General features: G+C 75.0%; 12 protein-coding genes. 9 read left to right on the top strand and 3 right to left on the bottom strand.

Features of this window, described 5'->3' with window-relative positions:
* From ACFU0Y_RS01560 to ACFU0Y_RS01545, 4 genes are all read left to right on the top strand, one after another.
* Positions 1–1,201 (top strand): hypothetical protein (locus tag ACFU0Y_RS01560; protein ID WP_380212683.1); only part of this gene is annotated, 1,201 nt, incomplete at its 5' end.
* The gene (locus ACFU0Y_RS01555) at positions 1,177–1,929 is read left to right on the top strand and encodes an ABC transporter ATP-binding protein (protein ID WP_380212682.1); all 753 of its coding nucleotides are present in this window, start codon (positions 1,177–1,179) and stop codon (positions 1,927–1,929) included. The genes ACFU0Y_RS01560 and ACFU0Y_RS01555, both read left to right, overlap by 25 nt.
* Complete coding sequence (locus ACFU0Y_RS01550) at positions 1,926–3,107, top strand: ABC transporter substrate-binding protein (protein WP_380212681.1); 1,182 nt, start codon at positions 1,926–1,928, stop codon at positions 3,105–3,107. The genes ACFU0Y_RS01555 and ACFU0Y_RS01550 overlap by 4 nt, the downstream gene beginning before the upstream one ends.
* Positions 3,104–4,000: an ABC transporter permease gene (locus tag ACFU0Y_RS01545; protein WP_380212680.1), complete on the top strand. Its 897-nt coding sequence runs from the start codon at positions 3,104–3,106 to the stop codon at positions 3,998–4,000. Before ACFU0Y_RS01550 ends, ACFU0Y_RS01545 begins: the two co-directional genes overlap by 4 nt.
* Positions 4,001–4,003: 3 nt before the next feature.
* Here the strand turns inward: ACFU0Y_RS01545 and ACFU0Y_RS01540 are convergent, their stop codons facing one another.
* Positions 4,004–4,309, bottom strand: coding sequence for a CDGSH iron-sulfur domain-containing protein (locus tag ACFU0Y_RS01540; protein ID WP_380212679.1), 306 nt, complete (start codon positions 4,307–4,309; stop codon positions 4,004–4,006).
* On the bottom strand, positions 4,306–5,367 hold the full coding sequence (locus ACFU0Y_RS01535) for an iron-containing redox enzyme family protein (RefSeq protein ID WP_380212678.1): 1,062 nt from the start codon (positions 5,365–5,367) through the stop codon (positions 4,306–4,308). Before ACFU0Y_RS01535 ends, ACFU0Y_RS01540 begins: the two co-directional genes overlap by 4 nt.
* 209 nt (positions 5,368–5,576) lie before the next feature.
* Here ACFU0Y_RS01535 and ACFU0Y_RS01530 point away from each other — a divergent pair, with 209 nt between their 5' ends.
* From ACFU0Y_RS01530 to ACFU0Y_RS01510, 5 genes are all read left to right on the top strand, one after another.
* On the top strand, positions 5,577–6,935 hold the full coding sequence (locus tag ACFU0Y_RS01530; protein WP_380212677.1) for a uracil-xanthine permease family protein: 1,359 nt from the start codon (positions 5,577–5,579) through the stop codon (positions 6,933–6,935).
* 148 nt (positions 6,936–7,083) lie between these two features.
* The gene (locus ACFU0Y_RS01525) at positions 7,084–7,485 is read left to right on the top strand and encodes a hypothetical protein (RefSeq protein ID WP_380212676.1); all 402 of its coding nucleotides are present in this window, start codon (positions 7,084–7,086) and stop codon (positions 7,483–7,485) included.
* A 33-nt stretch (positions 7,486–7,518) separates the two neighbouring features.
* Positions 7,519–7,944, top strand: a complete 426-nt coding sequence (locus ACFU0Y_RS01520; RefSeq protein WP_380212675.1) for a four-helix bundle copper-binding protein — start codon at positions 7,519–7,521, stop codon at positions 7,942–7,944.
* Position 7,945: 1 nt separating this feature from the next.
* Positions 7,946–10,363 carry a phosphoenolpyruvate synthase gene (gene ppsA, locus ACFU0Y_RS01515; RefSeq protein ID WP_380212674.1) on the top strand — a complete coding sequence of 806 codons (2,418 nt, stop codon included), beginning with the start codon at positions 7,946–7,948 and terminating at the stop codon, positions 10,361–10,363.
* On the top strand, positions 10,360–12,249 hold the full coding sequence (locus tag ACFU0Y_RS01510; protein ID WP_380212673.1) for a heavy metal translocating P-type ATPase: 1,890 nt from the start codon (positions 10,360–10,362) through the stop codon (positions 12,247–12,249). The genes ppsA and ACFU0Y_RS01510 overlap by 4 nt, the downstream gene beginning before the upstream one ends.
* Positions 12,250–12,339: 90 nt before the next feature.
* Here ACFU0Y_RS01510 and ACFU0Y_RS01505 read toward each other — a convergent pair whose 3' ends face one another.
* On the bottom strand, positions 12,340–12,768 hold the full coding sequence (locus tag ACFU0Y_RS01505; RefSeq protein ID WP_380212672.1) for a universal stress protein: 429 nt from the start codon (positions 12,766–12,768) through the stop codon (positions 12,340–12,342).
* Positions 12,769–12,795: the final 27 nt, after the last annotated feature.

The following is a 12,795-nucleotide window of genomic DNA, read 5'->3' as shown; positions in this document are numbered from 1 at the left end:
CCGTCTCCACCGGCTTCTCCGCGACCGGCGCCGTGCCGTGGCCCTCACCCGGCGCGGCCCCGTCCGCCGCGCGGACCCGGCCCCGCCCTCCCCGGCAGAACGGACCACCATGACCCAGTCCACGCGCACCCCGTCCTCCACCGGCGCACCGGATCCCGGGAGCCTGCCGCTGCTCGCGCCGCTGGCGGAGTACCCGGAGCACGACCTCGTCCGCCGCACCGCCGCGGCCCGGGCCCGCGACGTCGACGCGGCCGCCGCCTCCCCGCTGCAGACGCTGCGCGAGCTGGGCGCTCGGGGACTGCTCGACCTCGGCCTGACCGGGTCGCTGGCCCCGCAGGCCGCCGTCGTGTTCGACCTCGCCACCGAGTGCACCGCCACGGCGTTCTCCCTGTGGGCCCACCGGGCGACCGTCGAGTACCTGGCCGCCACCGGGACGGAGATCCCGGCGGACGTCCGCTCCGGGGCCGTGCCGGGCTGCTCCGCCATGGCCCCGGCCTTCAAGGACGCGGCCGGCATCGGCGAGATCCCCGTGACACTGACCGCCGGCGCGTCGGGACCGGTCCTCGACGGCACCGTCCCGTGGGCCTCCAACCTCTATCCCGAGGGCGTCGTGGTGCTGCCCGCCGTCCGGGAGGACGGCACCCGCGTGGTGGTCCGGACCCGGGTCTCGGCGCCCGGCGTGACGGTGCGGCTGCTCGAGAACCTCATGGCGCTCAACGCGACGGCCTCCGGCGTGCTCGTCCTGGAGAACGTGGCCGTCGACCCCGCCGAGGATCTGCTGAGCGAGGACGTCCCGGCCTTCCTGGCCGCGGTCCGCGGCCCCTTCCTGCTCCTGCAGACCGCGTTCTGCCTCGGCCTCTCGGCCGCCGCGCTGACCGCCGCGCACGAGGCCCTGCAGGGCGTCGCCGAGGTGTTCCGCACGGAGCTGGAGGAGTCGACCGCCGAGTTCCGGAGCCTGCGCGCGGACCTGCTGCGCCTGGCGGAGGCGCCGCGGGAGGCCGCCCCCCGGGAGCTGTTCTCCCTGCGGCTGGACGCCGCGCTGCTCACGGGCCGGGCGACCGGGATCGAGGCGAAGGTCGTGGGCGGGCGGGGCTACGCCATGTCCTCGCCCACCGCCCGCCGGGTCCGCGAGGCCGCGTTCCTGCCCGTCCAGTCCCCCACGGAAGGACACCTGCGGTGGGTGCTGCAGAACCTCGCCTGAGCCGGGCCGCCCCTGCGCTCACCGTGCGCGGGCTGCGCAAGAGCTACCCGGGGGCCTCCGCCCCCGCCCTCGACGGGGTGGACCTGACCCTGCGCAGCGGCGAGACCTTCGCCGTGCTGGGCCCCAGCGGGTCCGGGAAGTCCACGCTGCTGCGGGCGATCGCCGGCCTCGAGCCCCTGGACGGCGGCAGCATCGAGTTCGGCAGCCCCGACGAGCGCTTCGCCGTCGTCTTCCAGGACCCCGGGCTGTTCCCGTGGCTGTCGGTGCGCCAGAACATCGCCCTCGGCGGCCGGTACCGGCGCAACCGCGACCGCTTCGAGGACTCCCGGGTGGACGACCTGCTCGGGATCCTCGGCCTGGCCCCGCTCGCGCACACCCCCGTGCAGGAGCTCTCCGGCGGTCAGGCCCAGCGCGTGTCGGTGGGCCGCGCGCTCGCGGTGCGCCCCGACGTGCTGCTGCTCGACGAGCCCTTCAGCGCCCTGGACCCGGCGACCCGCAAGGACCTGCAGCTGTGGCTGCGCGGGCTCGCGACCGAGCTCGAGCTCACCGTCTTCCTCGTGACCCACGACGTCGACGAGGCCATCACCCTCGGCGACCGGATCGGCTTCTTCGCCGGCCCGCGCGGGTTCCGGCAGCAGTGGGTCCCGGCGCAGGACGGCACGACCGCCGAGCAGATCCTCGCCCACTACCGCGGGAGCGACGACGGCTCCGGGAACTGGGTCATATGAGCGCCCGCGGACCGAGCCGCCGGGTGCTGCTGCGGGCCGGGGCGGGGGCCGCGGCCCTCACCGGGCTGGGCTGGGGCGCGGGCTCCCTCTACGCGGGCAGCCAGCAGGACGCCCGCGGCGCGACGGACCCGGAGCGCCCCGTGCGGATCGGGTACCTCCCGATCACGGACGCGGCCCCCCTGCTGGTCGCCCACGCCAACGGGTACTACGACGACGCCGCGGTGCCGGTGGCCGACCCCGTGCTCTTCCGCAGCTGGTCCTCGCTGTCCGAGGCGTTCGTGGCGGGCAAGGTGGACGCGATCCACCTGCTGATGCCCATGGCCCTGTACATGCGCTACGGACTGCGGGCCGACGTGCGCATCACCGCGTGGAACCACACCAACGGCTCGGCGCTCACCGTCCGCCCGGACGTGGCCGAGATCGCCGACCTGGCCGGGGAGTCCGTGGCGATCCCGGCGTGGTGGTCCGTGCACAACGTGGTGCTCCAGCAGCTGCTGCGCGCCGCGGGGCTGACCCCGGTGATGCGCGAGAGCCCGTCCCGGGCGGGGCGCACGGTGGCCCTGCTGCCCATGGCGCCCTCGGACATGCTCCCCGCGCTGAACAACGGGGTGATCGGCGGCTACGTGGTGGCCGACCCGTTCAACGCCGCCGCCGAGGCGCGTGCGGTGGGGCACATCCACCGGTTCCTGGGCGACGTGTGGCGCGACCACGCGTGCTGCGTGACCATGATGCGCGGCGAGCTCCTCCGCCACCGCCCCGAGCACGCCGCCGGCTTCATGGACGCCCTCGTCCGGGCCCAGGCGTGGGCCCGGCAGAACCGCCCCGAGACCGCCGCGCTGCTGGCCGCCGACTACCTCCCCCAGCCCCGGCCCGTGATCGAGCGGGCCCTGACCTACTCCGCCGCCGCGCACGGGGACGCCCTGCAGCACCCGGACTGGCACGGGGAGCGGCTGGACTTCCGCCCGTACCCGTACGCGAGCTTCACCGAGGAGCTGGTGCGCGCCATGCAGGAGACCGTCGTCGACGCCCCGGCGGGGTTCCTCGACGGCCTGGACCCGGCACTCGTCCACCGCGAGCTCGTCGACGACACGCTCGTGACCCGCAGCATCGAGAAGGCCGGCGGCCTCGCCGCCTTCGGCCTGACCGGAACCACCCGGACCGAGGAGATCAGCGCATGAGCGCGCCGCACCCCGCCCCGCACCACGCCGCCCACGACGCCCCGGGGACCCCCACCGACCTCGACGACGTCGCCCGCCCCGGCCCGAGCCGCCCCGGCCCGGCGGGGTCCGCTCCGGATCGGCCGGTCCGGCGCGCCGGGTCCCGCTGGGCCGGACCGGCCTGGGGGGTCTTCGGGGTGCTGGTCACGGTCGCCGTGTGGTGGGCGTTCACCCACGCCGCCGCCGGGGCGAACACCATGATCGCCTCCTTCCAGCCCGAGCGCATGCCCGGCGCCGTGGCCTCGCTGGCCGAGCGGGGCGTGGTGGTCCAGGACGGCCTGACGAGCCTGTGGCGCCTGCTGTGCGGACTGGCCGTCGCCACGGGCCTGGGCGTGCCGCTCGGGCTGCTCATCGGCTCCTACCGCCGCTTCCGGTGGACCAGCGCGCCGGTGGTGCAGTTCCTGCGCATGGTCTCCCCGCTGTCCTGGGCGCCGGTGGCCGTGGCGCTGCTGGGCGTGGGCAACGCCCCGGTCGTCTTCCTGGTGGCCGCCGCCGCGGTGTGGCCGATCACCATGAACACGGCCGCGGGCGTCAAGGCCCTGGACCCGCTGCACCTGCGGGTCGCCGAGACCCTCGGCGCCACCCCGGCCGAGCGGCTGCGCACGGTGGTGCTGCCGAGCATCCGGCCGTTCGTCATGACCGGGGTGCGGCTGGCGCTGGGGATCTCGTGGGTGGTCCTCGTCCCGGCCGAGATGCTCGGGGTCAGCAGCGGCCTGGGCTACGAGATCCTCAACGCCCGCGACCGGCTGGCCTACGACGAGATGCTCGTGGTGATCCTGGTCATCGGCCTGCTGGGCATGGCGCTGGACCAGCTCGCGCAGTGGCTGCTGCGCGAGCCGGGCCCGCGCCGCTGAGCCTCAGCGGGCGCGGAACCGGGCCCGCTTGTGCGAGCCGTCGCAGAACGGCTTGATCGACGACGCCCCGCAGCGGCACAGCGCCACGGTGGCGCGGCCGGGGTCGATGGGCCGGTCCTCGCCGTCCACCAGCTCGTAGCCCCCGCGGACCAGCAGCGGGCCGTCGGGGCACACGGTGATCGTCACGGGCGCACCGGTGCCGGCCCCCGCGGACGGCCCCGGCCCGGGTGCCGCGGCCGGACCGGGGTCCGGCGCGGACTCGGAGGCCGTGCCCGGCGCGGGGTCCTCGGAGCGGTGCTGCGCGCTCACCGGACGAGCTCCGCGGCGCCGTGCCGGGAGCGCTCCGCCGTGGCCGGGCGCAGCGCGGACTCCCCCGCCTCCCACCGGCCGAGCGCCTGGCGGGCGGCGAGCGCGTCCAGGTGCAGGACGCAGCGCGCGCCGAAGAAGACGTCCGCCGCGACGGCGGGATCCTCGACCACGAGGCCCCCCGCCATGTCCCGGGCGGCGATCTGCTCGTGGGCGGCGTCGGCCTCGACGTGCTCCTCGTAGAACGCGGCCGCGGCGGGCAGCCCCAGGCGGTGGAAGCCGCGCGCCAGGAACTTGGAGGGCACGGAGGACGTCATCTCGTACATCGCCAGATGCCCCACCACCGCGCCGCGCAGCCGGCGGTGCAGACCGAACATCGTGACGGTGTTGACGCCGGCCAGCCACTCGGCGGGCACCCGGTCCACGGCGCTGCCGTAGGAGTCGTCGAGGCCGGCCTCCCGCATCCCGGCCGCGAAGAGGGCCGAGTGCATGCGCGCGGCGTTGCCGCCGCCGTACTCGTCGACCTGGATCTCGATCAGGCCGGCCTTCGCCCGGCCGCTCAGCCGCGGGATGCCCCAGGTGTGCGGATCGCCCTCCATGAGCTGGTAGACGGACTTCAGCTGCAGGAACTCCCGCGCCTGCCCGGCGTCCGCCCGGCCGGAGAGGTGGCGCGCGAGGCTGGGCCCGTCGTCGTCGGCGGCCATGGCGAACAGGGCGTCGGCGACCGACTGCGGCGTGCCGGGCACGGTGTCGGCGGGCAGCTCCGCGCGCAGCTGCGCCTCGAGGGCGCCGGAGAGGACCTCTCGCGTGCGCAGCAGCTCGGGATCGCTCTCCCACCGGTCGTCCACGCCCTCGACGCCCTGGTAGTGCAGGGCGTGCAGGACGAAGAGGCCGAGCTGGACGTCGTCGTCGGCGAGCACGTCCTCCGCGCGGGACACCGCGGCGCGGGCGGCCGCGGGCAGCGCCCGAGCCCGGACCTCGGCCCCGGGGGTGCCGGGCTCCTCCCGGAGCACCGCGAGGAGGTCCTCGCCGAGGGGCCCTCGTGGCTGTGGCTGACGCATGTCTCGACTCCTGTCCCGGTGGCGCGGCTGATCGCCCACCATCATAGTTTCCATCACCGTGCTGATCATATGGACGCTGTCCGACACCGTCCGGGCGCCGCCCCGGGCCCCTGTCCGGCGTCTCTCCGGGCACCTCTCCCGGCAGGAGCACCGAGTACAGTGGTGGAGGCCCGGATCCGGGCTCCCACCCCGCCGTCGAGGAGACCCGCATGAGTTCCCCCGTGCCCGGACGCACCATCGCCACCCGCCTCGGCCTGGGCTGGCGCCTCCACGGCGACGGTCGCACCGTCACCGCCGGCGAGGTGGTCAGGCCGCGGGAGCGGCTCACCTGGCCCCGCACGGCCACCATCGGGGCCCAGCACGTGGTCGCCATGTTCGGCGCCACGTTCCTGGTGCCGCTGATCACGGGCTTCCCGCCCTCCACCACGCTGTTCTTCTCCGGCGTGGGCACCATCCTCTTCCTGGTGGTCACCGCCGGCCGGGTGCCGTCCTACCTCGGCTCGTCCTTCGCCTTCATCGCCCCCATCACCGCCTCGATGAACCAGTACGGCCCCGGCGGCGCGCTGGGCGGGGTCCTCATGGCGGGCGCGGCGCTGTTCCTCATCGGCCTGGTGGTGCAGTACGCGGGCACGGCGTGGCTGCAGAAGCTCATGCCGCCGCTGGTCACGGGCACCATCGTGGCGCTCATCGGCTTCAACCTGGCGCCGTCCGCGAAGGACAACTTCATGGAGGCCCCTGTCACCGCCCTGGTGACGCTGTCCTCCATCATCCTCATCTCGGTGCTCCTCCGCGGCCTGCCCGGGCGGCTGTCGATCCTGCTGGGCGTGCTGATCGGCTACCTGACGGCGGTGGTCCGGGGCGAGGTGGACTTCTCCACGGTCGCCGCCGCGTGGCAGCAGCAGGGCCTCTTCGGGCTGCCGCCGTTCCAGACCCCCGAGTTCCACCTGCCGCTGATGGGCCTGTTCGTCCCCGTCATCCTCGTGCTGGTCGCCGAGAACATCGGGCACGTGAAGTCCGTGGCCCTCATGACCGGCGACGACCTCGACCCGTACATCGGACGCGCCATCATGTCCGACGGCCTCGCCACCGTGATCGCGGGCTCCGGCGGCGGCTCGGGCACCACGACCTACGCGGAGAACATCGGCGTCATGGCGGCCACGCGCGTCTACTCGACGGCGGCCTACTGGGTCGCGGCGGGCGTGGCTGTCCTGCTGAGCGTCTTCCCGGTCTTCGGCGCCGCCGTGGCCACCGTCCCCGCGGGGGTCCTGGGCGGGGCGGCCACGGTGCTGTACGGGATGATCGGCATGCTCGGCGTGCGGATCTGGGTGCAGAACCGCGTGGACTTCTCGAACCCGGTCAACCTCACCACCGCCGCGGTGGCCATGATCATCGGGGTCGCCGACTACACGTGGGAGGCCTCCGGGCTGCAGTTCGCAGGCATCGCCCTCGGCACGGCGGCCACGCTCGTGGTCTACCACCTGATGGCCGCTCTGGCCCGGGCGCGGGGGACCGTCTCCGGTGACCCGCTGGCCCCCGACACCACGAGGCTCCCCTCCCCCCTGGGCTGAGCGCCGCGGCAGGCCCGCTACTCGTCGGTAGACGAAATGTGCGGATCAGGCGCCACCATTCTTCGTGACCTGCGTCTCCTTTCCCCTAGCGTGGAGTGCAGGAGGGCCGAGCAGCCGGCCGCGCACCACGAGCTGCAGGGGAGAAACCATGCACCACAAACCGTCCGTCCTCGTCCAGGTCGACCTCGACGGCCGGCACGTCCGGCTCGTGGTCAGCGGATGCGTCACCGAGCTCAACCACCGGGCCCTGTGCCCGCTGGTCCGCCGGGCGCGCACCCTGGTGCCGGGCATCGCGGTGGTCGTGGACCTCACCACCGCCCACCACGTCGAACCGGCGGCCGTGGACCTGCTGCGCTGGGCCGCGGACCACGAGGACGCCGTGCGCGGCACCGCCGCCGTCGACTTCGTGCTCCCCGACGAGCTCCCCGGCCACGGCACCGTCACCACGCTCGCCCGGTGGGCGGACGCCCGGCACCGGCCGGGGACGCCCGAGCCGGTCCGCCGGGCGGCACGTCCCGGGGCCGCCCCGAGGCCCCGCCTCGCGGGCTGACCCGGCCCGGTCCGATCCGATGGAGGACACCCCGTGAGCACGATCAGCCGCGCCCTGATGGCGCACCCCGCCGCCCCGGAGCTCGCGCGCGAGGAGCGGGCGGCCGAGGCCCGGTGCATCGAGGCCTGCCTCGAGACCGCCCAGGTCTGCCGGATCGGCGCCGACGCCTGTGTGGAGGAGGAGGCCGTCGCGGAGCTGCGCGAGTGCCTGCGCGCCGAGCAGGACTGCGGGGTGGTCTGCGCGGCCACCGCCCAGGTGCTGGCCCGGCTCGGCTTCCCGGAGCCCGGGGACGGCCGGGCCGTGCTGGTGCCGCTGCTCCAGGCGTGCCGGGCCGCGGCCCGGGTGTGCCGGGACGCCTGCCGCAGGCACGCCGAGGTCTACGAGCACTGTGCCCTCGTGGCCGAGGCGTGCGAACGGTGCGTCGAGGCCTGCGAGGCTCTGCTGGCCCGGAGGAGCTGACGTGGCCGCCCCCGAGGTCCACTGGTTCGAGGACCTCGGGATCGCGGACGTCCCCCGCGTGGGCGGCAAGAACGCCTCCCTCGGGGAGATGGTCCGGGAGCTGGCGTCCCGGGGCGTGCGCGTGCCGGGCGGCTTCGCGACCAGCGCGGACGCCTACCGGTCCTTCGTGGAGGCCAACGGGATCGGGCCCGCCCTGCGGGACCGGCTCGAGGACCACCGCAGGGGCCGCGCGACGCTGCGGGAGACGGGAGCCGCCGTGCGCGAGCTGTTCCTGCGCGGTGAGTTCCCCGAGGAGACGGCGCGGCAGATCCGGCAGTTCTACCGGGAGCTCGCCGAGCGGACCGGCCGCGCCGAGCTGTCCGTGGCCGTGCGCAGCAGCGCGACCGCGGAGGACCTCCCGGACGCGAGCTTCGCGGGCCAGCAGGAGACCTTCCTCAACGTGGTCGGCGAGGACGAGCTGCTGGAGGCGTGCCGGAGGTGCTACGCGTCCCTGTTCACGGACCGGGCCATCACCTACCGGGAGCTCAAGCGGTTCGAGCACCTCGCGGTCGCCCTGTCCGTCGGCGTGCAGGAGATGGTCCGGGCGGACCTCGGCTGCTCCGGGGTGATGTTCTCGATCGACACCGAGAGCGGCTTCCCGCGCGTGGCCGTGATCAGCGCGACGTGGGGCCTGGGCGAGACGGTCGTACAGGGCACCGTGGACCCGGACAAGTACCTCGTCTTCAAGCCGCTCCTCGACGTGGCGGAGGCCCCGATCGTGGAGCGGACCCGGGGGGCCAAGCTGCACAAGCTCGTCCACGACGACGACGCCCCTGCCGGCGCCGCCGCCACCCGGCTCGTGCAGACCTCCCCCGCGGAGCGGGGAGCGTGGGTGCTCGACGACGCCGACGTCCTGCAGCTCGGCCGCTGGGCCGTGCTCGTCGAGGACCACTACGGCCGTCCCATGGACCTGGAGTGGGCGAAGGACGGGCTGACGGGTGAGCTGTTCCTGCTGCAGGCCCGGCCGGAGACCGTCCAGGCCGGCCGCAGCGGGACCCGCTTCACCGTGCACCACCTCCGGGAGAAGGGACGCCTGCTCGCCGTGGGCGCCGCGGTCGGGGACGCCGTGGCGGCCGGACCGGCCTGCGTGGTGCGCACCGCGGCGGACATCGAGTCCTTCCGGGACGGCTCGGTGCTCGTCACCGAGATGACGGACCCCGACTGGGTCCCCGTCATGAAGCGTGCCGCCGCGATCGTCACCGACCACGGCGGAGCCACCAGCCACGCGGCGATCGTCAGCCGGGAGCTGGGCCTGCCCGCCGTCGTCGGGACCGGGGACGCGTCCCGGACCATCCCCGAGGGACAGGAGCTGACGGTCTCCTGCGCGGAGGGCGACCGGGGCACGGTCTACGAGGGCGCCCTCGCGTTCGACGTGGAGGAGGTCGACCTCGGGGAGCTGCCGGAGGCGCGCACCGCGATCATGGTCAACGTGGCGAGCCCCGCCGCGGCCTTCCGCTGGTGGCGGCTGCCCGCCGACGGGGTGGGGCTGGCCCGGATGGAGTTCGTCGTCAACACCATCGTCGAGGTCCACCCCATGGCCCTCGTGCACCCGGAGCGGGTCCGGGACGAGGCGGACCGCCGGCGGATCGCGCAGCTGACGGCGGGTTTCGCGGACGGGCCGGAGTACTTCGTGCAGACGCTGGCGCTGGGCATCGCCAAGCTCGCCGCCCCGTACCACCCCCGGCCGGTGGTCGTGCGGCTCAGCGACTTCAAGACCAACGAGTACGCGCACCTCGTGGGCGGGGCGGCCTTCGAGGAGCCCGAGGAGAACCCGATGCTCGGGTTCCGGGGTGCCTCCCGCTACTACGACCCCCGGTACCGCGAGGGCTTCGCCCTCGAGTGCCGGGCGCTGCGGCGGGTCCGCGAGCGCATCGGCTTCGACAACGTGGTGGTCATGGTCCCGTTCTGCCGCACCGTGGCGGAGGCGGACCGGGTCCTGGCCACGATGGCCGAGCACGGGCTCGAGCGCGGACGGCACGGCCTGAAGGTGTACATGATGTGCGAGATCCCCTCGAACGTGGTCCTCGCCGAGCAGTTCGCCACGCGGTTCGACGGCTTCTCCATCGGCTCCAACGACCTCACGCAGCTCGTCCTGGGCGTGGACCGGGACGCGGAGGCCCTGCGCGCGCTGTTCGACGAGCGGGACGAGGCCGTGACCCGGATGATCAGCGAGGCGATCCGCAAGGCGCACGCCGCGGGCATCCCGATCGGCATCTGCGGCCAGGGTCCGAGCAACCACCCCGACTTCGCCGAGTTCCTGGTGCGGGAGGGGATCGACTCGATCTCCCTGAACCCGGACAGCTTCCTGCGCACCGCACGGCGGATCGCCGAGACCGAGCAGCGCCTCGCGGCCGGCCCCGGGAGCACGACGGACGCATGAGCCTCTCCGTGGGCGCGCGCCCGGACCTGGACGTCGACCCCGGCCGCGCGGGACGGCTGCTCGAGTTCCCGCGTCGCTATCCGCTCGTGGCCGTGACCCTGGCCGTGGGCGCCGTGGTCGTGGGGCTGCTGGTCGCCGGGCAGGAGGTTCCGGCGCGGTGGCTGGGCTCCGGGTGGGCGCTCGCCGTGGCCGTCCGGGTGGCGTGGGGCATGGTCCAGGACATCATCGCCGGGCACTGGGGCGTCGATCTGCTGGCCGTCACTGCGATCAGCTCCACCGTGGCGGTCGGCGAGTACCTGGCGTCCCTCGTGGTGGTCCTCATGCTCACCGGCGGCCAGGCCCTCGAGGACTACGCCGCGAACCGGGCCCGCAAGGAGCTCAACGCGCTGCTCGAGCGGGCCCCCGTGCTGGCCCACCGGCGGCACCCGGACGGGTCCGTCCAGGACGTCCCGGTCGAGGAGGTCCGGCCGGGGGACGAGCTGCTGGTCCGCCCCGCCGAGGTCGTCCCCGTGGACGGCCTGCTGGTCGGCGGGGAGGCCGAGTTCGACGAGTCCTCCGTCACCGGGGAGAGCCTGCCCGTGACCCGCCGCGCCGGGGAGCCGGTGCTCTCCGGCGTCCTCAACGAGCAGCAGGCCGTGGTGCTGCGGGCCACCGCGACCGCGGCGGACAGCCAGTACTCCCAGATCGTGGCGATGGTGCGCGAGGCCGCCGAGTCCCGCGCGCCGGTGGTGCGCCTGGCCGACCGCTACGCCGTGCCCTTCACCGCGTTCGCGTTCCTCGTGGCCGGGCTGGCGTGGTGGTACCACGGGGATCCGGTGGTGTTCGCCGAGGTGCTCGTGGTGGCCACCCCGTGCCCGCTGCTGATCGCCGCCCCCGTGGCGTTCCTGGGCGGGATGAGCCGGGCGGCGCGCAACGGCGTGATCATCAAGAACGCCGGGACCCTCGAGCGGCTGGCCGCCGTGCGCACCGCCGCCTTCGACAAGACCGGGACGATCACCTACGGCCGCCCCGAGCTGCTGGCCGTGCACGCCCGCCCCCCGTTCCGGGAGGACGAGCTGCTGCGCCTGGCGGCGTCCGCCGAGCAGTACTCCTCGCACGTGCTCTCCGCCTCCGTGCGGGACGCGGCGCTCGACCGGGGGCTGGAGCCGGCCCCGGCCGAGGACGCGCACGAGGAGGCCACGCACGGGGTCACCGCCACCGTGGCCGGGCGCCGTGTGGTGGTCGGCAAGCGCGCCCACGTGGCGCGCACCGCCCCGGACGTGGTCGAGCAGGAGCTCGGTCCGGGCGAGCTGGCCGTCTACGTGGCCGTGGACGGGCGCTTCGCCGGCACCCTGGTGATGAGCGACCAGGTGCGCGAGGACGCCGCGGCCACCATGGCCGAGCTGACCGCGCTGGGAGTGCAGGAGATCCTCGTGCTCAGCGGGGACGCCCGCGCCACCGTGGAGCACGTCGCCGCGGCGCTGGGCATCACCCGGGTGCTGCCCGAGTGCCTGCCCGAGGACAAGGTCCGGACCGTGCGGGACGCCCCGCACCGGCCGGTGCTCATGGTCGGCGACGGCGTCAACGACGCCCCCGTCCTGGCCGCCGCCGACGTCGGCGTCGCGATGGGCGCCCGGGGCGCGACCGCCGCCAGCGAGTCCGCCGACGTGGTGGTCCTCACCGAGGACCTCGCCCGGACCGCGACGGCGGTGCGGATCGGCCGGCGCACCGTGCAGGTGGCCCTGCAGAGCATCTGGCTGGGCATCGCCCTGTCCGTGGTGCTCATGCTCGTGGCCGCCACCGGGGCGATCCCGGCGATCTTCGGGGCCCTCAGCCAGGAGGTCGTGGACCTCCTGGCCATCCTCAACGCCCTGCGCGCCCTGCGGGGGCCCCGCGGCGAGCGGTGACGGGCCGCCCCCGGTCCCGGACCGTCTCGGTGCCGCACCGTCTCGGTGCCGCACCGTCTCGGTGCCGGACCGCCGCGGTACCGGACCGCCTCAGTGCCGGACCACGAGCACCGGGCAGTGGGCGTAGGAGATGCACGCGTGGGAGACCGAGCCCAGGGCCGAGCCGAGCAGCCCGCCGCGGCCGCGCCGGCCGAGCACGAGCAGCTGCGCGGTCTCGCTCTCGGCGATGAGCCGGCCGGCCGGTCGGCCGTGCGTGACCGTGGTGGTCAGGCGGCCGGGGACGTCCTCCCCGAAGACGGCCGCGACCGTGCGCGCGAGGATCCGTTCGTGGTTGGCGCGCAGCGCCTCCTCGTCGACGAGCAGCTCGGCGTCCAGCACGGTGGGGTCCCCGGCGCACGCGACGGCCTCGAGGGGCGCGTCGAGCGCCTCCGCGAGTCGCGCGGCGAGCCGCAGGGCCTCCATCGAGGACTCGGAGCCGTCGATCCCCACGAGGATCCGCTGGTCCGTCGGTGCACTCATGAGCGAACCTCCTGGTCCGGGCCCGCT

This window comes from Kocuria sp. NPDC057446, assembly GCF_042802875.1.
Taxonomy (GTDB): domain Bacteria; phylum Actinomycetota; class Actinomycetes; order Actinomycetales; family Micrococcaceae; genus Kocuria.
Note: the sequence above shows the minus strand (reverse complement) of the source record. Positions and strands in the feature narration are given on the sequence as shown.

Coding starts and splice junctions, on each gene's coding strand:
- ACFU0Y_RS01550 (WP_380212681.1), top strand. CDS start 1,926: ATGAGCGCCCGCGGACCGAGCCGCCGGGTGCTGCTGCGGGCCGGGGCG.
- ACFU0Y_RS01545 (WP_380212680.1), top strand. CDS start 3,104: ATGAGCGCGCCGCACCCCGCCCCGCACCACGCCGCCCACGACGCCCCG.
- ACFU0Y_RS01535 (WP_380212678.1), bottom strand. CDS start 5,367: ATGCGTCAGCCACAGCCACGAGGGCCCCTCGGCGAGGACCTCCTCGCG.
- ACFU0Y_RS01530 (WP_380212677.1), top strand. CDS start 5,577: ATGAGTTCCCCCGTGCCCGGACGCACCATCGCCACCCGCCTCGGCCTG.
- ACFU0Y_RS01525 (WP_380212676.1), top strand. CDS start 7,084: ATGCACCACAAACCGTCCGTCCTCGTCCAGGTCGACCTCGACGGCCGG.
- ACFU0Y_RS01510 (WP_380212673.1), top strand. CDS start 10,360: ATGAGCCTCTCCGTGGGCGCGCGCCCGGACCTGGACGTCGACCCCGGC.
- ACFU0Y_RS01505 (WP_380212672.1), bottom strand. CDS start 12,768: ATGAGTGCACCGACGGACCAGCGGATCCTCGTGGGGATCGACGGCTCC.